17 protein-coding genes are annotated in these 17510 nt (G+C 61.9%); 5 read left to right on the forward strand and 12 right to left on the reverse strand.

Annotation, left to right across the window (positions count from 1 at the left end; translation table 11 throughout):
* Positions 1-159: 159 nt before the first annotated feature.
* The 4 genes from V6617_RS14135 to V6617_RS14150 form a co-directional block, all read right to left on the reverse strand.
* Positions 160-1155 carry a bifunctional riboflavin kinase/FAD synthetase gene (locus V6617_RS14135; RefSeq protein ID WP_338607602.1) on the reverse strand — a complete coding sequence of 332 codons (996 nt, stop codon included), beginning with the start codon at positions 1153-1155 and terminating at the stop codon, positions 160-162.
* Between the two features lie 108 nt (positions 1156-1263).
* Positions 1264-1935 carry a class I SAM-dependent methyltransferase gene (locus V6617_RS14140; protein WP_338607603.1) on the reverse strand — a complete coding sequence of 224 codons (672 nt, stop codon included), beginning with the start codon at positions 1933-1935 and terminating at the stop codon, positions 1264-1266.
* A gap of 97 nt (positions 1936-2032) precedes the next feature.
* Entirely contained in the window at positions 2033-2896 is an 864-nt protein-coding gene (locus tag V6617_RS14145) for a TIGR01459 family HAD-type hydrolase (protein ID WP_338607604.1), read from the reverse strand.
* A gap of 140 nt (positions 2897-3036) precedes the next feature.
* Entirely contained in the window at positions 3037-4260 is a 1224-nt protein-coding gene (locus V6617_RS14150; RefSeq protein ID WP_338607605.1) for an EAL domain-containing protein, read from the reverse strand.
* Positions 4261-4421: 161 nt separating this feature from the next.
* On the opposite strand from V6617_RS14150, the gene V6617_RS14155 reads away from it, so the two are divergent.
* Positions 4422-5834 carry a sigma-54 dependent transcriptional regulator gene (locus V6617_RS14155; RefSeq protein WP_338607606.1) on the forward strand — a complete coding sequence of 471 codons (1413 nt, stop codon included), beginning with the start codon at positions 4422-4424 and terminating at the stop codon, positions 5832-5834.
* Between the two features lie 28 nt (positions 5835-5862).
* Here V6617_RS14155 and V6617_RS14160 read toward each other — a convergent pair whose 3' ends face one another.
* Positions 5863-7392, reverse strand: coding sequence for a glycosyltransferase family 39 protein (locus V6617_RS14160; RefSeq protein WP_338607607.1), 1530 nt, complete (start codon positions 7390-7392; stop codon positions 5863-5865).
* 4 nt (positions 7393-7396) lie between these two features.
* Positions 7397-8509 carry a glycosyltransferase family 2 protein gene (locus V6617_RS14165; RefSeq protein ID WP_338607608.1) on the reverse strand — a complete coding sequence of 371 codons (1113 nt, stop codon included), beginning with the start codon at positions 8507-8509 and terminating at the stop codon, positions 7397-7399.
* A gap of 233 nt (positions 8510-8742) precedes the next feature.
* Between V6617_RS14165 and groES the strand changes: the two genes are divergently transcribed.
* Both groES and groL read left to right on the forward strand, forming a co-directional pair.
* Positions 8743-9033 (forward strand): co-chaperone GroES, encoded by a 291-nt coding sequence (gene groES / locus V6617_RS14170; protein WP_338607609.1) that lies wholly within the window; start codon positions 8743-8745, stop codon positions 9031-9033.
* A 78-nt stretch (positions 9034-9111) separates the two neighbouring features.
* Positions 9112-10755: a chaperonin GroEL gene (gene groL, locus V6617_RS14175; protein ID WP_338607610.1), complete on the forward strand. Its 1644-nt coding sequence runs from the start codon at positions 9112-9114 to the stop codon at positions 10753-10755.
* A 109-nt stretch (positions 10756-10864) separates the two neighbouring features.
* Here the strand turns inward: groL and V6617_RS14180 are convergent, their stop codons facing one another.
* Positions 10865-11083 (reverse strand): hypothetical protein, encoded by a 219-nt coding sequence (locus V6617_RS14180; protein WP_338607611.1) that lies wholly within the window; start codon positions 11081-11083, stop codon positions 10865-10867.
* A gap of 83 nt (positions 11084-11166) precedes the next feature.
* The gene (locus V6617_RS14185) at positions 11167-11916 is read right to left on the reverse strand and encodes a TSUP family transporter (protein ID WP_338607612.1); all 750 of its coding nucleotides are present in this window, start codon (positions 11914-11916) and stop codon (positions 11167-11169) included.
* A 190-nt stretch (positions 11917-12106) separates the two neighbouring features.
* On the opposite strand from V6617_RS14185, the gene V6617_RS14190 reads away from it, so the two are divergent.
* Entirely contained in the window at positions 12107-12487 is a 381-nt protein-coding gene (locus V6617_RS14190) for a DoxX family protein (protein WP_338607613.1), read from the forward strand.
* A gap of 46 nt (positions 12488-12533) precedes the next feature.
* On the opposite strand, the gene hisG is transcribed toward V6617_RS14190, so the two are convergent.
* Genes hisG through hisS form a run of 3 tightly spaced genes read right to left on the reverse strand, consistent with a single transcriptional unit; the run spans position 12534 to position 16020 of the window.
* A complete protein-coding gene (hisG, locus tag V6617_RS14195; RefSeq protein ID WP_338607614.1) occupies positions 12534-13244 on the reverse strand; it encodes an ATP phosphoribosyltransferase in 711 nt (236 codons plus the stop codon).
* Positions 13241-14380, reverse strand: coding sequence for an ATP phosphoribosyltransferase regulatory subunit (locus V6617_RS14200; RefSeq protein WP_338607615.1), 1140 nt, complete (start codon positions 14378-14380; stop codon positions 13241-13243). Before V6617_RS14200 ends, hisG begins: the two co-directional genes overlap by 4 nt.
* A complete protein-coding gene (gene hisS, locus V6617_RS14205; protein ID WP_338607616.1) occupies positions 14380-16020 on the reverse strand; it encodes a histidine--tRNA ligase in 1641 nt (546 codons plus the stop codon). The genes V6617_RS14200 and hisS overlap by 1 nt, the downstream gene beginning before the upstream one ends.
* Before the next feature lie 527 nt (positions 16021-16547).
* Between hisS and V6617_RS14210 the strand changes: the two genes are divergently transcribed.
* On the forward strand, positions 16548-16793 hold the full coding sequence (locus V6617_RS14210; RefSeq protein ID WP_338607617.1) for a hypothetical protein: 246 nt from the start codon (positions 16548-16550) through the stop codon (positions 16791-16793).
* Between the two features lie 69 nt (positions 16794-16862).
* Here V6617_RS14210 and V6617_RS14215 read toward each other — a convergent pair whose 3' ends face one another.
* Entirely contained in the window at positions 16863-17471 is a 609-nt protein-coding gene (locus V6617_RS14215; RefSeq protein ID WP_338607618.1) for a DNA-3-methyladenine glycosylase I, read from the reverse strand.
* Positions 17472-17510: the final 39 nt, after the last annotated feature.

Raw genomic sequence — 17510 nt, forward strand, 5'->3', positions numbered from 1 at the left:
TCTTCAGTCATGAGATCGGGACCGCTTTTAACAGCGGTGGCGGAGGATTGCCAATGGGTTTGGCGGCGCGGCAAGGTGCGGGGCGATCACGGCCTCTGAGTGTACTGGATCCCGGCTCGGGGCCAGGATGACAAGTGAGAGTGCTGCAACCAACGAGATTTAGCCGAAAGACCCATCGACAAAGCCCAGGGCGGCGTCCAGCTCGGAGAGCGGGCGTGCCTGGGCGGTGATAATTCGCGCCGTCGCCGTGTCCTTGTCCATCCGTTCTATAAGCGGGGCGAGACCATCAAACGTCATCTGGCCCCGGATGAAGCCGAGCAAGGCGATGTCGAGGGTCTTGCCATAGATGGTGCGGTCGAAATCGAAAATGAAGGTCTCAAACGGCGGCCGGGCGTTGTCAAACATCGGTTTGCCATAGGCGGCGACGCCATCGAACATTTCGCCATCGAGCCGTATTTTGACGGCATAGACGCCCTGCGCCAGACCGAAGGTCTGGGGCACGGCCATGTTGGCGGTCGGGTAGCCCAGTTCACGGCCGCGCTTGTCGCCTTCGATGACCGTTCCGGAAAAGAAATGGTGATAGCCCAGAAGATTGTTGGCGGTTTCGACATCGCCGCCGGCAAGCGCATCGCGGACGCGCGAGGACGATACGGGCTCGGTGCCATCATCGAGCATGGCGCAGATCTCGACCGAAAAGCCGTGCTCTTCGCCCTGCGCGACAAGGAAATCGGGCGTACCCGCCCTGCCCTTGCCGAAATGGAAATCGGCGCCAACGACAACCCCGGAGACCTCGAGCGCTTCGAGCAGGTAGCGTGCGACGAAATCGCTTGCCTCGACGGATGCCAGATCGCGGGAAAATTCCATGAAGGCAACGGCATCAAAGCCCAGCGCCTCGATGAGCGCGGCTTTTTGATCGGCATGGGTCAGCCGATACAGAAAGGGCTGCGGCGCGAAGACGTCGCGCGGGTGCGGCTCGAAGGTCAGGACCAGCGCCGGCACGCCCTTTTTTTCCGCCATGGCACGGGCGGCGGCGAAGACCTGCTGATGGCCGCGATGGCAACCATCGAAATTGCCAATGGCCACCACACCACCCTTAAGGGCGGATGGGACGGCGGAAAGGCCATCGAGTCGGGCGAAATTTTTGCCTGCGGTCATATTGGTCTGGATCGTTTCGTCGCGCTTTTTTGACGGAAGAGTTGGGTGAGGCCACGCAAAGTCGGGCGGAAACTGCCTCTTTGTGGGTGCGATTGCAAGAGCGCAGGATCAGGTCCTTGCGCCAATATAGCGCCAGACCTGCGCGGGGCGCGGTTCTGCCGTCGCGGGTTCGCCAAAATCGACCAGCGGATAGGAGCCGAGGGCCTGCATGCGATCGCGCGGCAGATGCTCGCGGCCGATGTCTCCGACATAGATCCGGCAATGTGCGGCAAGGCAGCGGTCGAGAAAGGCCACGACGCGTCCGGCCAGCGTGCTTTCGTAGAAAAGATCGCCGACCAGGACGATTTCGGCCTCGGGTACGGGGCCATCGAGGAGATCGGCGTGTTGGGTCTGGACCGTTACCGAATTGAGGGCGGCGTTGAGCGCAACGGCGGCGATGGCATTTGCATCGGTATCGCAGGCCACGATCCTGTCGGCCCCGCTCAGGGCTGCCGCGATGGCGACAAGGCCCGAGCCTGTGCCCAGATCGAGGACGGTACGGCCCGCGACGATATCGGGATTGGCCATGATGTGGCGGGCCAAAACCAGCCCACCGGGCCAAAACCACGCCCAATAGGGCGGCACGCCGTCGCGCGCCAGCGTCCAGACCCCGCTCTGGGGGACGGCAAGGTGAAGCCGGATATCGGGAAGCCCCGGCACCGGAGCGACGGGCAGTCTATCCTTGATAAAGCCGCACGCGTCTATATCCAGGGCCTGCCGCTCTTCTTGGAATCGCGCCATGCTCTAGACCTTATGTTGTCGCGCTTCCGAACCGGAAAAGTGGAACCCATCCCCGATCGAGTCGAGGACAGGCTTCTTCCTGGAAGCCCTCCGGGCGCTACCAGACCAGCCGGGGCATGAAGCCGACCATGTTGGCGCGGGAGACCGAGACGAAATCGGCGACCCTTCGGGCCGGAGGATCGTTGAAGGCATCGAGTTCGGCGGCGTGGATCGAGCCGGTGATGAACAGAAGGTCGATGCCGAACTGGGCGGCGCCCATCGCGTCGGTGCGCACGGAATCGCCGATGGCCAGAATCTGGCTTTTCTCGAAGCGCTGACCGGCGGCCTCGTCGGCCAAAGCCTTGGTCTGCTCATAGATGGGGTTATAGGGCTTGCCGGCCATCATCACCCGGCCGCCGATGTCCTCATAGGCATCGGCCAGCGCGCCGCCGCAGTAAACTATACGATCCCCCTCCTCGACCACCTTGTCGGGGTTGGCGCAGATCAGGGGCAGATTGCGGGCCTTCCAGATGGCCATGCGGTCCGCATAATCGGCGGGGGTGTCGTCATCGGTATCGAGATCGGTGACGGCGACGGCGGTCGCTTCCTCATCGGAGCCGAAGGTGAGATCGAGGCCTTCGAACAAGACATCATCGACGGCCGGGCCGACCCGGGCGACGGTGCGGCCGCGCCAGTTCTCCAGCAATGTGCGGGTGGCATCGCCAGAAGAGACGAGCGCGTCATAGGCATCGCGCGGGATATTCATGGCGTCGAGCTGGGCGATGATCGAGGCGCCGGGCCGGGGCGCATTGGTGATGAGCACGACGCGGCCACCGCCGGCGCGGAATTGGCTGAGCGCCTCGACGGCACCCCAGTGCGGGGTGACGCCATTGTGCAGCACGCCCCAGACGTCGGACAGCACAGCGCCATAGCGTGTGGCGAGGCTGGAAAGACCGGGAGTGGGGCCGGTGAGAGCGGGCATGGGTTTCCTTGGCTCAAGTCTTTTGTTCGGTCGCGCTTCCGAACCGAATAAGTGGTGCCCACTTATCCTGGAAGCGCTCGGGTGTTCGGTCGCGCTTCCGAACCGGATAAGTGGTGCCCACTTATCCTGGAAGCGCTGTGTTATCGCGCCGCAGCCTGGCGCAGATCGTCATCGCCATCGTCGCGCAGATCGGGCCGCAGGGGTCCGGTTTCGCCCATCACGGGGCCTTGCGCAAGCTTTATGCCATCATCGAGCAGGGCAAGGATCTCGCTCTCGCTCTCAAGGTCGGTGACGACGAGATTGATGCCGAAGCGCTTTATATAGTCATTGATGTCGGATGAATGGAAATCGGTGAGCGCGGCGGGTGTCTTGAGGAAGGTGTGGGCGCTGGTTTCGATGTAGCGCACCCCTTTTTCGGCAAGGCCGCCAAAATCGAGGCGCAGCGTCGTCGCATTGCGCAGGGCGACGAACACCCCCTGCTGCACGAGGGTTGCCAGACCATCCGACTGGGGCCGCGACAGGCCGGTCCATTCCTCGTAATCGAGGGCAAAGACGATATCGGAATTGACGGCGCGGTTGGCGGCAAGAAGGCTCAAGGTCTGATCGAGCGCCGGCTTGTCGCCCAGGCTTGCGGGGGAAACATCGACGAGCAGGCGGACCGGATCGCCGCTCAAACGCGCCCGGCGGACGATGCGGATGGCCTCCTCGGCGCAGAGCCGGTCGATGCGGCGGAGAACCACGGTGCCCTCGCCGGTGGGGACGGGCATGTATTGGGGCGGATCGACAAGCTGGCGGCCATCGATCTGCAGGCGCGGCACCATGTCGAAAGCGTGAATTTTGCGCTGGGGGAGCGTGAGGATGGGGCGGGCGTGGTGGATCAGGCGGCCCTCGTCGAGGGCGCGCTTGACGTCATCGAGGGCAATGGTGGGCACGCGGCGGGGTTCGGGGCCCGAGCCTGTAGCACGGTCGTCTTTGAGGGCCGGTGCGGAGGCGGCCTGAGCGGTTTCGAGATCGGATACCGCTTCGGCCACCTGACGGACCACGGTGCCCAGAACGCTCATGTCGGCTTCGATCACGTCGAGGCGCGAGCCGAGCTCGAGATCGACAAGGGCGTTGACGCGCTGGCTGAGAACCTGGCCGGCCTTGGCGTCGGTGGCGAGAAGGCGCCCCATTTCCTCAACGCCCTGTTCGAGGCGACGGAAGGCGCGGCGGCGGGCATTGCGCTCCTCGAGCATGGCGCCGCCCAGCATGATGACAAGCGCCAGCAGCCCGGCTTCAATGGGGGTGAGGCCGAGGGCAAAATAGGCCGCTGCGCCAATGGCGACGCCGCAAACCCCGATAAAGATCAGCACCAGATTTTGCACCCGGCTCCATGCCCCCTGCGGGAATCAAATTCGGCTTTCATTTAAAGGTTTACCACTCCCTCTGGCGACTAAAAAGCGGGGGTGCCAACCCTTTGTTTACCCTAATGGATTGATAATGGCTCATCGAGTTCAGCCTTCATCTGGCAAGGAGTAGCCGCCTGATGCGTGATGGAACCCCGTCGGACGCAGATGTGAATCTGTTGCTGATCGAACGCTCGCCCGAGAGAGCGCGTGCGACCATGTCCGCCATTTTTGGCCAATGGGGCCACGGGATCACGCTCGTCCACTGTTCGAGCGGCCCGCAGGCGCTGCGCAGCCTCAAGACGGAACGTTTCGATGTCATTTTGGCGGAAACCGAGAGCCTGGACGGGTTTGCGGGCGATGAGGAAGCCGCGTTCGGTGCGCTGGCAAATGCGTCCGATGGGGCGCTCATCATCGCGCTGTCCGATGGCGGATCGGTTTCGCTTGCGGTGGCGGCCATGCGGGCGGGAGCCCATGACTATCTGCCATTGCCGGTCTCGGGGCCGGTTCTGGCCTCCCGGCTGGGCGAGTTGGGCCAGCGCCACGGCAAGGCGCGGGCCATGGTGTGCGACACACTGGCCGAACAGCGCCCCGACTTTGAAGGATTTGTGGGGACAACGCCGCAGATGCAGGCGATTTACGACCAGATCCAACGGATTGCGCCCTCGGCGGCCCCGGTGTTCATCACCGGAGAAAGCGGGACGGGCAAGGAAGTGACGGCCGAAGCGCTGCACAAGCGCAGCCCGCGCGCCAAAAAACGGTTCATTGCCATCAATGCCGGCGCGATTCCGCGCGAATTGATGGAGTCCGAGGTGTTCGGGGCGGTCAAGGGCTCGTATACGGGCGCCCATGAGGACCGCAAGGGCGCCATCGAGATGGCCGATGGCGGCACGCTGTTTCTCGACGAAGTCGGGGAAATGGACCTCGCCCTGCAGTCCAAGCTCCTGCGGTTCTTGCAGACCGGGACAATTACGCGGGTGGGAGAATCGGTGTCCCGGCCGGTCGATGTGCGGGTGATCTGCGCGACCAACCGCAATCCGATGCAACTGGTCAGCGAAAAGAAATTCCGCGAAGATCTGTTCTATCGCCTGCATGTGCTGCCCATCCACCTGCCGCCCCTGCGGCAAAGGCCGGGCGATATCATGCCGCTGGCGCAGAGCTTTCTTGCGACATTCTCCAAGGAAGAAGGCAAGGGTTTTGCCGGATTTGCTCCCGATGTCGCCAATCTGTTCGTGGCGCGCGAATGGCCGGGCAATGTGCGCCAGCTGCAAAATCTGGTGCGCCGGATCGTCGTGATGTTCGATGGCGGCATGGTGACGGCTCAGATGGCGCTGGCGGCCGATATCGAATCGCGTGATGCCTTTGAGGTTGCCGTGCTCTCGAATGGATCGGTGCCCGATATCCTGCCCATGTGGCAGCAGGAGCAAAAGATCATCGAGGACGCGCTTGGCGCATTCGGCGGCAACATCGCCCGCGCCGCCGCGGCGCTGGAGATCAGCCCCTCGACGATCTACCGCAAGCGGCTGGGCTGGGAGCGGGCGGGAGCGGCGTAGCAGCTTACAACGCGAGCGGCGGTCTTTCTTACCGGGGTCTGTACCCCTGAGCGTAATAGAGCTGGATATTGCCCAACTCTATTACACCATTGCGCTCAATGGATATGGTTCCGAGATGTTCGATGCTCTCAAAGCTGTCCGAATGGACGTTGGGCACACGATCGGCGTTGGGGGTCTGGGCAACGATATAGGCGTTCCAGCCGGTGTGGGCCTGCCTGTCGAAATTGAATTCGAGATTGCGGGGATCGCTGCCGAAACAGGCCAATGGCAAGCGGCCCGAGACCTGCGTGTCGATGTAGCCGCAATCGATCCAGTTGGTGCCGGCGACGAACAGTTCGCCCTGCCCGAAGGCGCCAAGTTCATCGAGCGCCTCGCCCAGTTCGGTCCATGGCAGTTGCAGTGCCGTCGGGTCTTCCCAATCGCCCGGGAACACGGCGCGAGCCCATCCGGTTGCGGCGTGGGACACGAGCAGCGAAAGAATGACCAGCGTGGCGATGGCCGAGCCGAACAGCCAGGCGCGGACGGCCTTGCCGTCCCGATCGGCTGCCCAGGCGCCCATGAGCATGAACAGCATCAGATAGCCCGGTGCCTGCCAATGGAAATGGAACTGGGTGTCTGACCACAGCGCAACGATTGTGAAAAAGATGACGACCGGCCAGCCGATATAGGCAAAGAGCGCCGCCGCCCCCGGTTCGGCGCCCGAGGGAAACTGTCCGCGAGCCCCCGCGCCCAGGGCACGAACGCCAACATAAAGCGCGGGCAGCGCCAGCCAGGGAACCATGTAAAGGAGCTGCCCCCAGATCATGCGGATCAATCCGTCCCAGCGCAAACCGGATTCGGCCAGCGCCCTGCCCCCCTGGAAGCCGAAGGATACCCAATCGTTCTGCGCGTTCCAGACCAGGACGGGCGAGAAGATGGCCAGAGCGATCAGCAGAGCCAGCCATGGCGCACGATGGGTGAGCCAGCGGCGCTGGGTGGAATTGGCGAGAATGAACAGGCCGGTGCCGGCCACGAGGAAGACCGCGTGATATTTCGAAAGGAATGTCAGCCCGAGAAATAGCCCGGCAAGGCTCCAATAGAGAAACGGCCGCTGGGCGCCCTTGCCGAAGAATATCTCGATCAGAACGCGGATCGTTGCGAGCCAGAACAAGACCATGGGGGCATCGGGCTGTGTCCATGAGCCGACAGAGAGTGAAAACAGCACGCAGGCATTGACGATCAGTGCTGCAAAAAAGCCGCCGAGCGGGGAATGGATGCGCCGGACAATGTCAAAGACCAGCCAGGTCGAGACAGCGAACATCACGATGAAAGGCAGCCGGATGATCAGCAGGTTGTCCGATCCGGTCAATTGCAGCGTTGCCCAGATGGTCCAGAGCGAGACAGGCGGCTGGTCGAAATAGCTCAGGTGAAACTGGCGGGCCGAGGCAAGATAATAGGCCTCTCCCGTGCCCCAGCCGACCACCGCGCCACCGATCATGCGCAGGACCAGAGTGACGGCGATGAGGATCAGAGTGGCCTGAGCGGGCGAGAAGGGGCCGATGCGATCACGCAAGGTCATGGGTTCACCGCCAGGTAAAAATGCGGGTGACCGCGTAGTTGAAGACCACGCTCATCACCGCCCCGGCCACCCCGGCGACGATGAAGTTGGCCATGTGGGTTTCAAACAGCACGCTGGCCACCGAGACATTGGCGAGCGTGCCGAAGCTGCAGACCAGATAGAAACTGAGCAGCCCGGTCCAGAAGCGAGAGCCCGTCAGTTTCTTGTCGGCGTAGGTCAATTCGTTGTTGAGCAGGTAGTTGGTGGTCATGGCCACCAACGTTGCCGCCAACTGGCTGTTGGCGAAGTTGAAGTCGAGAACTTCGAAGACAAATGTCAGCACCGAAAGATGCACCACAACGCCCGACGCCCCGACCAGCGAAAACAGAAGAAAGCTGGTGGGCAGGATGCCACGGGAAATCTGCGACACGATGAGCCCGAGAAACTGGGCGACGACCAGGGCGCTCATCTTGCTTTCGCCGGCAAAACGCGGGCGGAAGGTGTAGGGCACCTCGGTGATCGTCAGCTTGCGCCCCAGTTGGCGGTTGCCCGTGGCGATGATGTCGAGCAGGATCTTGAAGCCTTCGCGCGACAGGCGCGGGACGATTTCATTGAACAGCGACCGGCGCAGCAGGAAAAAGCCGCTCATCGGATCGGACAGGGCCTTGCCGGTGAGAATGCCCGAAAGCCGGGTTGCCAGTTCGGACCCCTTCTGACGGCTGGCGGAAAAACCATCCTGGGAACTGCCCTCCCCCGTGTAGCGTGAGCCAACGACAATGTCGGCCCCGGCGCGGGCCTGGTCGAGCATCTGGGTCAGAATCGTTTCGTCGTGCTGATGGTCGGCATCGATCACGGCCACAAATTCTGCCGCCGAGGATGCCATGCCTTCGATGCAGGCCGATGACAGGCCGCGCCGACCGATACGGTGAATACATCTGACATGGGGCTTTTGCGCTGCGATCTGCTTGGCCAGATCGGCGGTGCCGTCCGGGCTGTTGTCATCGACGATGATGACTTCAAAGCTGATGCCTGCCAGCGCCGCCTCGAGCTTTTCGATGAGCGGGGCAATGTTGTCGCGTTCATTGAAGGTGGGGACGATGACCGACAGGGTCGGCGGAATCCAATCTCGTGCGGACATATTTTCCAATTCTGTCATCGTCTCGTCTTTTTATGTCCGCATGAACGGCTGGCATGCAAATCGCGCAACGGCATAACAAGCCCCTGTCCGCGATGCAAAATTTTTTGCGTGCGGCATTCTTGACTCCCGCACCCCCCTCTCCTATCTGCACCATATGCTGCTAGCACTCCCGACGTTAGAGTGCTAATAGCGGAGGAAATTGCATCTCAACTTCACGTTCCAAAGGAGCGACTATGAGCTTCCGTCCCCTGCATGACCGCGTTGTGGTCCGCCGCGTCGACAGCGAATCCAAGACCGCTGGCGGCATCATCATTCCAGACACCGCCAAGGAAAAACCCTCCGAGGGCGTTATCGTTTCCGTCGGCGCCGGAGCCCGCGACGACAATGGCAAGGTCGTTCCGCTCGACGTCAAGGAAGGCGACCGCGTCTTGTTTGGCAAGTGGAGCGGCACCGAAGTCAAGGTTGGCGGCGAAGACCTGCTGATCATGAAAGAGTCCGACATCATGGGCGTGATCGAAGGTTAATCCGGACGCGCTTCCGGTTGGAAGCGCCCCCAAAACCTTCGGATGCCCTTTTTCATTTTTTGCAAGGAGCAGAATTAAATGGCTGCCAAAGAAGTCAAATTCTCGACCGAAGCCCGCGACAAGATGCTGCGCGGCGTCAACATTCTGGCCAATGCGGTCAAGGTGACGCTCGGTCCCAAGGGCCGCAACGTGGTCATCGAAAAGTCGTTCGGCGCACCGCGCATCACCAAGGACGGCGTGACCGTTGCCAAGGAAATCGAACTCGAAGACAAGTTCGAAAACATGGGCGCCCAGATGTTGCGCACCGTGGCCTCCAAGACCAATGACATCGCCGGCGACGGCACCACGACTTCGACCGTTCTGGCTCAGTCGATCGTCAACGAAGGCGTCAAGGCCGTCGCTGCCGGCATGAACCCGATGGATCTCAAGCGCGGCATCGACCTGGCCGTGACCGAAGTGATCTCGAACCTGGCCTCGAAAGCCGTCAAGATCTCCAACACCAGCGAAGTCGCCCAGGTCGGCACGATTTCGGCCAATGGCGAAAAGGCCATCGGCGACATGATCGCCAACGCCATGCAGAAGGTCGGCAACGAGGGTGTCATCACCGTCGAGGAAGCCAAGACCGCAGAAACCGAACTCGATGTCGTCGAAGGCATGCAGTTCGACCGCGGTTACCTTTCGCCCTATTTCGTGACCAACACCGAAAAGATGGTCGCTCAGCTCGACGATCCGCTCATCCTGCTGCACGAAAAGAAGCTTTCGAACCTGCAGGCTCTGCTGCCCGTTCTCGAAAGCGTGGTTCAGTCCAACCGTCCGCTGCTCATCATTGCAGAAGACGTTGAAGGCGAAGCGCTTGCCACTCTCGTGGTCAACCGTCTGCGTGGCGGTCTCAAGGTCGCTGCCGTCAAGGCACCGGGCTTCGGCGATCGCCGCAAGGCCATGCTCGAAGACATCGCCATCCTGACCGGTGGCCAGGTGATTTCCGAAGACCTCGGCATCAAGCTCGAGAATGTGACCACCGACATGCTGGGCACCGCCAAGCGCGTCGAGATCACCAAGGAAAACACCACCATCGTCGATGGTTCGGGCTCCAAGGACGACATCGAAGGCCGTGTCAACCAGATCAAGGCGCAGATCGAAGAAACCTCGTCCGATTACGACAAGGAAAAGCTTCAGGAACGTCTGGCCAAGCTGGCCGGTGGCGTTGCCGTGATCAAGGTCGGCGGTTCGACCGAAGTTGAAGTGAAAGAACGCAAGGACCGCGTCGACGACGCGCTCAATGCAACCCGTGCTGCGGTTGAAGAAGGCATCGTTGCCGGTGGTGGCGTTGCGCTGCTGCGGGCCTCGAACGCGCTCACCGTCAAGGGTGCCAATGCCGACCAGCAGGCCGGTATCGCCATCGTCAAGCGCGCGCTGCAGGAACCGATCCGTCAGATCGCCAACAATGCGGGCAGTGAAGGTTCGGTCGTTGTGGGCAAGATCCTCGACAATGCGTCCGACACCTTCGGCTATGACGCCCAGACGGGTGAATATGGCGACATGATCCAGATGGGCATCATCGATCCCGTCAAGGTCGTGCGCACCGCTGTCGAAGACGCTGCCTCGGTTGCCGGCCTTCTGGTCACCACCGAAGCGATGATCGCCGAGCTTCCCAAGGACGACGCACCCGCCATGCCCGGCGGCGGTGGCGGCATGGGCGGCATGGGCGGTATGGATTTCTAAGGAATCCATTTCGCTCACGGGTCGTACCACATTCGGCCCGACGCGCTAAAACCGCGCTGGGCCGAATGCTGGCCCTGCGCGGGCGCGGCCAACGATGGCCGGGCGCTCTTTACGCCTTAAAGAAAAAGAATTGGGACCTCTCCAGGGTCTCGAACGGGAAGGGCAGTGCTTCGGCGCTGCCCTTTTCGTTTGGAACTTCCCGTTCGCTTTTGCCTGGCACGGCTTTGTCGGCGCCTGCAAAGGCAGGCTTGCACGCCGTGCGCGGGAAGGGCAGTGCTCCGGTGCTGCCCTTTTCGTTTGGAACTTCCCGTTCGCTTTTGCCTGGCATGGCTTTGTCGGCGCCTGCAAAGCAGGCTTGCACGCCGTGCGCGGGAAGGGCAGTGCTTGGACGCTGCCCTTTTCGTTTGGGACTCAGGGGAAAAAGAGCAGCTTTATTGCGAGGATGATCGAGACGACGATCACCAGGGGGCGGATGATTTTGGCGCCGTAGCGGATGCCGGTGACGGCGCCGAGGTAGCCGCCGAGGATCTGGCCTGTGGCCATGACGATCGCCACTGGCCAGACGACGTCTCCGGCGATGATGAAAAAGATCAAGGCAGCGAGGTTGGAGACGACGTTGAGAATCTTGGTGTGGGCCGAGGCGCGGGCTGCCGAGAGGCCGAACAGGGCGACGAAGGCCAGCATGAAGAACGAGCCGGTGCCGGGGCCGAAAAGGCCATCGTAAAAGCCGATCACGAAGGCGAAGGCGGGAACGAAGGTTGCAAATTTGAGGCGGGCGGCGCCATCGATGTCCCTGATCGAGGGCGAGAAGGTGAAATAGAGCGCGACGGCGATCACGGCGACCGGGACAAGGATCTCAAGAGCGGAGGTATCGACCTGCTTGACGACGATGGCGCCGAAAAGCGAACCGGCGAAGGCCGCGCCGATGGCGGGGACCAGCGACAGGATCGAGACGTGGCCCTGGCGCCAATAGGTCCAGGCGGCCATCGTGGTGCCGACGATCGATTGGGCCTTGTTGGTGGCGATGGCGCCCAATGGCGGCAGGCCGGCCCAGAGCAGCGCAGGGATGGTGATCAGGCCGCCGCCGCCGGCAACGGCATCGACAAAGCCGGCGATGACGCTGACGCCGCCCAGCGCCACAAGGACCCAGATATCGTACACGGAAAGGACTCGTCGTTGCGTGGTGGCGCTTGCTGGCACGAAGCGGGGCGGTTTGCAACCGGATCGATGCTGGGGGCGCCGCTACTGTATATTGATTGGCGAACAATCTGTCGGTGACAGGTGGATTTTTCAAACGGTGGTCATGCGGCAGTGTCCGGTCATCGCAAATCGGATACTGGACGCAAAGACCATGAACGCGCTTCAAACCTATCTACCGACTGTGGGCCGCATCTTTCTGGCCCTCATCTTCATTCTCGCCGGCCTGAGCAAGATCCCGGCCATCGAGGGCAATGTGGGCTATATGGAAATGTTCGGCGTGCCGGGCCTCCTGATCTGGCCGACCATCCTTGTGGAAGTCGTTGGCGGCATCATGCTGGCGATCGGGTTCAAGGCCCGCTGGGCGGCGGCGGCACTGGGTGCCTTCTCGCTGGTTGCGGCATTGATCTTCCACACCGACTTTTCCAACCAGATGGAAATAACCAATTTTCTCAAGAACGTCGCCATCGTGGGCGGCATGCTTTACGTCATCGCCTTCGGGCCGGGCGCGCTGGCGGTCGATACCCGCAAGTAGGCGCAATTGCCAAAAACGAAAAAGGGCCGCGAAAGCGGCCCTTTTTTTACGGCTGGAAGCGGGTGGCGTCGATGGCGTCGGTCAGCCGGTTGAGGACAGCCAGCCTGCCCTCGTGCCACTCGGCGTTGCTGGCGACGAGCAGCAGGGATTCGCTCTTGAGCATCACGCCATCTTCAAGGATGCGCAGGCCGTTGGCCTTGAGCGTTGCGCCGGTCGAGGTGATGTCGACGATGAGATCGGCGGCGCCGGAGGCCGGGGCGGCTTCGGTGGCGCCGAGGCTTTCGACAATCCGGTATTCGGCAATGCCGTGGGCGGCGAAGTGACGGCGGGTGAGATTGACGAATTTGGTGGCGATCCTGAGCCAGCGGCCGTGGCGGGCGCGGAAATCGGCGGCGACGTCGGAGAGGTCGTCCATTGTGGTGACGTCGATCCAGGAATCGGGAACGGCCACCACCGCATCGGCGCGGCCGAAGCCGAGGCGCTTGACGATTTCGACCTGCTGGGGACCGGTTTCGGCTGTTTCGTGGATCAGGTCCTCGCCGGTGATGCCGATATCGATGGTGCCGCGGATCAACTCGCGGGCGATTTCCGACGCCGAGAGAAAGCGCACGATCACATCGGGCATGGCGGCCATTTCGCCCAGATAGGAGCGTGCGCCACCGGGGCGCTCGATGGTCAGGCCGGCTTTTTCAAAGACCGCTACAGCTTCTTCCTGAATACGACCCTTGGAGGGCAGCGCGAGCATGATCGAGCTCATGGCCGAACCTCCGCTGAACCTTCCTCGTCGCGGAATTGCTGCGAAAAACCGGCATCCACTTTTTCGCATTCCGCTTCCAGTCGATCCACCCAGACGGCGCAACCGACGGCGGGGATATCCTGGGACGCTCCGAGGCGTTTGAGCAGGCGGTCATATTGTCCGCCCGAGACGAGCACCAGCCCCCCTGCCCCGGTCACCTCGAAGGTGATGCCGGTGTAATAATCGAGACGCGGGGAAAAGCCGGCATCGAAAAGGATCGATTTTGCTTTCAGGCCATCGCGCAATTGGTCGACGCGACGGCTTGCGCCTTGCAGTGCGGACGTCAGATAAATCCCTGCGGTCTGGCCAAGAGCACCGATTGCCGCGAGCGATTTGTCGGCGGGGCCGGAGATGGCGAGATAATTGCGCAGCAGGTCGATTGTCGGGCCCGGAACGCGCTGGGCTTCGAGCGCCTGTTTTTCGAGATAGCGGGCGGCGATTTCCTGGGGCGTGCGGCTTTCGGTGAGGCTCAATCCGTTGGTGAGCATGAGTTCACCGACCCAATCGGCGATATCGCCGGCCGGCAGACCGGCCGGGCCGGGCATGGGGGGCCTTGGATCGGCCAGGCGGTCGAGCAGCGCCGTCATGGCCTCGGGGTGACCGAAGCGGGCGCGGACGCGGGGGCGCCAGACATCGGGCATGTCGCAGGCGGCGAGCAGGGTTTCAAAAAGATCGATATCGCCGACGCGGATATGGGGCGCTGTGACGCCATAGATGTCGGTGACGGCGCGGGCAAAGCCGATCACCTGGTCGAGCGCGGCATCGGCGTCGGGGAGCGCCAAAAGCTCGATGCCGCCCTGATCGAACTGGGCGGGGCCATCGGTGCGCTGGCGAAAGACCGGACCGAGATAGCCATAGGCCGCTGGCGTGGCGGCCCCATTGGCGATGTGGTCGATGGCGATGGGCAGGGTGAAATCGGGCCGCAGGCAGAATTCCGAGCCATCCATGCCCTGGGTAAGGATCATGCGCGCGCCCAGTTCTTCGCCAGCCAGATCAAAATAGGCGGCTGGGGAGACGAGGATCGGTGGCGCGGCAAGGGTGACGCCGGGAGCCGAAACCAGCGCTTCGAGGGCGGCGCGGCGGGCGATGGCGGTCATCACCCGTTCGCCTTCATCCATGCGGCGACGGCCGGGATCTGTTTGACGAATTCGACCATTTCAGAAAGCGGGACCGAATACTGGCCGGGGCGTTCGGTTTTCCAGGCGGCGTTATCGGTGATCGAGGCGGCCGCTTCGGCGCCTTCAGCGAGATCCTTGATCTGGACGACGCCCTGCTCGCGCTCATCGGAGCCCTGGATGATGACGGCGGGGGCGTTGCGTTTGTCGGCGTATTTCATCTGCTTGCCCATGTTCTTGGACGAACCCAGGAACAACTCGGCGCGGATGCCGGCGGCGCGCAGATCGGCGACCATTTTCTGGTAGTCGGCGATGCGGTCCTTTTCCATGACGGTGACGACGACGGGGCCGGTGACCGGGGTGGCATCGAGATTGCCGGTGAGTTTGAGGGCCGAAGCGAGGCGCGAGACGCCGATGGAAAAGCCAGTGGCGGGGGTGTGCTCGTTGCGGAAGCGCGAGACGAGGCCATCGTAACGGCCACCGCCGCCGACCGAGCCGAATACAACGTCCTGGCCCTTTTCGTTCTGGACGGTGAAGGTCAGTTCGATCTCGAAGACCGGGCCGGTGTAATATTCGAGGCCGCGGACGACGGAGGGGTCGATCTTGATGCGGTCGGGACCGTAGCCAGCAGAGGCAAATAGCTGAGCCATTTGATACAGCTCATCATAACCTGCATAAGCCGTCGGGTTTGTGTCTAAGTTCTTGCCAAGCATCAAGAACACCGCCTTGATGAAACCAAGCCTCAGAGCCGCCTGTTCACCAACCCGATCAGCAAGTTTCTGGTAGTGGGACGGAATTCCTTCTGAATCAATTTCGTCCCTTGAGCGTTCCTGCAATGAAAAGCTGCTGAGATCGTTGCCCTGTGTGATGACCATCTCGGAATTGTCGTCGGAGCTACCAAACAAGAGCAACAATGCGTTGATTTGGTCGCCTCCAAGTCCCGCGCCCTCTGTGAAATCGCCGCTCTCGTCCTTCCGCCCCTTGCCAAGCAGGAGGCGGACACCTTCGGGACCGAATTTGTCGAGCTTGTCTATGGCGCGCAAGATAGTCAACTTCTGCGCTTCATCGACAACGCCGATGGCCTGCATTACCCCGTCGAGCACTTTGCGGTTGTTGACGCGGACGACGTATTTGCCGGCCAGACCCAGCGCGTCCATGGTGTCGGCCATCATCATGCACATTTCGGCGTCCGATTCCGGGCCACCGGCGCCGACCGTATCGGCGTCGAACTGCATGAACTGGCGGAAGCGGCCGGGGCCGGGCTTTTCGTTGCGGAACACCCAGCCCTGCCGGTAGGAGCGGAAGGGTTTGGGCAGGTCCTGATAGTTCTGGGCGAAATAGCGGGCGAGCGGGGCTGTGAGATCGTAGCGCAGGCTCATCCACTGTTCGTCATCGTCCTGCACGGAAAACACCCCGGCATTGGGGCGGTCGGTGTCGGGCAGGAATTTGCCCAGGGCTTCGGTGTATTCGAAGAACGGGGTCTGGATGGGATCGAAGCCGTAGCGCTCGTACACATGGCGGATTTTGGCGACCATCTGTTCGATGGCGGCGAGGTCCGCGGGTTCGGAGTCGATAAAACCGCGCGGCAGGCGCGGCTCGATGAGCGCTGAATTCTTGGCCATGAGTTTGGTCCCTGAAGTCCCTACAATACGGGGCTTTTAGATGTATGGCCCGTTCCCTAAACGATAAGGCTTTTCGAGACAAGGCAACGGAGCACTGTTGCCGTTTCGCCACAGGCAAATAGCAAGTGCGACAACCCGCCACATCAGGGCTTGGCGATCACGGATTCGTTAGCTATCAATTCGGCGTCTTCAACACAAACCTCTCAAGGGAGGCGTTCCTATGACAGCATTCGCAAACGTCCTCACCCGTGGTGTTGAAGCCTTCGGCTGGGCCCTGTCCCGCCGCCTCAATCGCACCGGCGTCAAAGCCTGACAGCCTTTGCGATAATCAGGTCGCTCTAACCGACCAGATTTTCAAAAACACCCCCAAAAGCCAACCCATCCTGACGACAGCACATTTGCGTCCTGCCGCCCGGATTCCAACCAGACTCAACCCTTGGACACGTTTCCGGGCCGGATGAACCGACTCTCGAAAACGTCTCCAGCAACATGGAGCCAGTGCGCCTTTGCGCGCCTGGGTGACGACGATGTCGCACGTAAACATGCAAGTGGAAGGCGCGATCCTGCGCATTTCGCTCGATACACTGATGGCCGAGCACGGCAAATGGCGCGTGGTCATGGCCGCGATAAAAGCGATGGTGCGCGGCCGGCGCCGGGTGCAGACGATCCGTCCGCAAGATCTGCCCAATTCGATCCGCGCCGACATAGGGCTGCCCACAATCGTGGACCCGCCTAGAATGCCGACGGTGATGATGGTCTTTGCACGGCCATAACCGTCGGCGCATTAACGGGACGCTTGCCCTGGGCCTTTCCGCATGAAACGCGGGGAGGCCCAAGGTCTTTCAGGGCCGCACGAACCGGGCGCGTTGCGCCTCGATGGGCGCGCGGCAATGGCAGCCCTCGACATGGTCGTTGACCAAGCCCATGGCCTGCATGAACGCATAGCAGGTGGTGGGGCCAACGAAGGAAAAGCCGCGCTTTTTGAGGTCTTTCGAGAGCCTTATCGACTCGGGCGATGTGGCCTGCTGACGCAGACTGTCCCACGAATAATCGGTGGGGCGATCCTCGGGGCGGGGTTCGAAACTCCAGAAATAGGTGGCGAGCGAGCCGAACTCGTCGCGCAGCGCCTGAGCGCGGCGGGCATTGTTGATGGTCGAAACGATCTTGCCGCGATGGCGCACGATGCCGGCATCGGCAAGCAGGCGATCGATATCGGGTTCATCGAAGGCGGCGACCGTGTCGATATCGAATCGCGCGAAAGCGGCGCGGAAATTCTCGCGCTTTTTGAGGATGGTCAGCCAGGATAGGCCCGACTGAAAGCCTTCAAGGCAAAGCTTTTCAAACAGGCGCGTATCGCTTTCGACCGGATAGCCCCATTCGGTATCGTGATAGGACTGGTACAGCGGATCGGCGCCTGCCCAGGGGCAGCGCACGGGTTCGGCATCGGTCATGGAATCGTCTCGCCTAGCATTTTGATAACCATAGCGGTG

It is taken from the genome of Pelagibacterium nitratireducens, assembly GCF_037044555.1.
Lineage (GTDB): Bacteria > Pseudomonadota > Alphaproteobacteria > Rhizobiales > Devosiaceae > Pelagibacterium > Pelagibacterium nitratireducens.

Excerpts from the sequence above, each read along its gene's own strand:
- V6617_RS14135 (WP_338607602.1), bottom strand. The coding sequence starts at position 1,155 with ATGACCGCAGGCAAAAATTTCGCCCGACTCGATGGCCTTTCCGCCGTC.
- V6617_RS14140 (WP_338607603.1), bottom strand. The coding sequence starts at position 1,935 with ATGGCGCGATTCCAAGAAGAGCGGCAGGCCCTGGATATAGACGCGTGC.
- V6617_RS14145 (WP_338607604.1), bottom strand. The coding sequence starts at position 2,896 with ATGCCCGCTCTCACCGGCCCCACTCCCGGTCTTTCCAGCCTCGCCACA.
- V6617_RS14155 (WP_338607606.1), top strand. The coding sequence starts at position 4,422 with ATGCGTGATGGAACCCCGTCGGACGCAGATGTGAATCTGTTGCTGATC.
- V6617_RS14160 (WP_338607607.1), bottom strand. The coding sequence starts at position 7,392 with ATGACCTTGCGTGATCGCATCGGCCCCTTCTCGCCCGCTCAGGCCACT.
- V6617_RS14165 (WP_338607608.1), bottom strand. The coding sequence starts at position 8,509 with ATGTCCGCACGAGATTGGATTCCGCCGACCCTGTCGGTCATCGTCCCC.
- groES (WP_338607609.1), top strand. The coding sequence starts at position 8,743 with ATGAGCTTCCGTCCCCTGCATGACCGCGTTGTGGTCCGCCGCGTCGAC.
- groL (WP_338607610.1), top strand. The coding sequence starts at position 9,112 with ATGGCTGCCAAAGAAGTCAAATTCTCGACCGAAGCCCGCGACAAGATG.
- V6617_RS14180 (WP_338607611.1), bottom strand. The coding sequence starts at position 11,083 with ATGCCAGGCAAAAGCGAACGGGAAGTTCCAAACGAAAAGGGCAGCACC.
- V6617_RS14190 (WP_338607613.1), top strand. The coding sequence starts at position 12,107 with ATGAACGCGCTTCAAACCTATCTACCGACTGTGGGCCGCATCTTTCTG.
- hisG (WP_338607614.1), bottom strand. The coding sequence starts at position 13,244 with ATGAGCTCGATCATGCTCGCGCTGCCCTCCAAGGGTCGTATTCAGGAA.
- V6617_RS14200 (WP_338607615.1), bottom strand. The coding sequence starts at position 14,380 with ATGACCGCCATCGCCCGCCGCGCCGCCCTCGAAGCGCTGGTTTCGGCT.
- hisS (WP_338607616.1), bottom strand. The coding sequence starts at position 16,020 with ATGGCCAAGAATTCAGCGCTCATCGAGCCGCGCCTGCCGCGCGGTTTT.
- V6617_RS14210 (WP_338607617.1), top strand. The coding sequence starts at position 16,548 with ATGTCGCACGTAAACATGCAAGTGGAAGGCGCGATCCTGCGCATTTCG.
- V6617_RS14215 (WP_338607618.1), bottom strand. The coding sequence starts at position 17,471 with ATGACCGATGCCGAACCCGTGCGCTGCCCCTGGGCAGGCGCCGATCCG.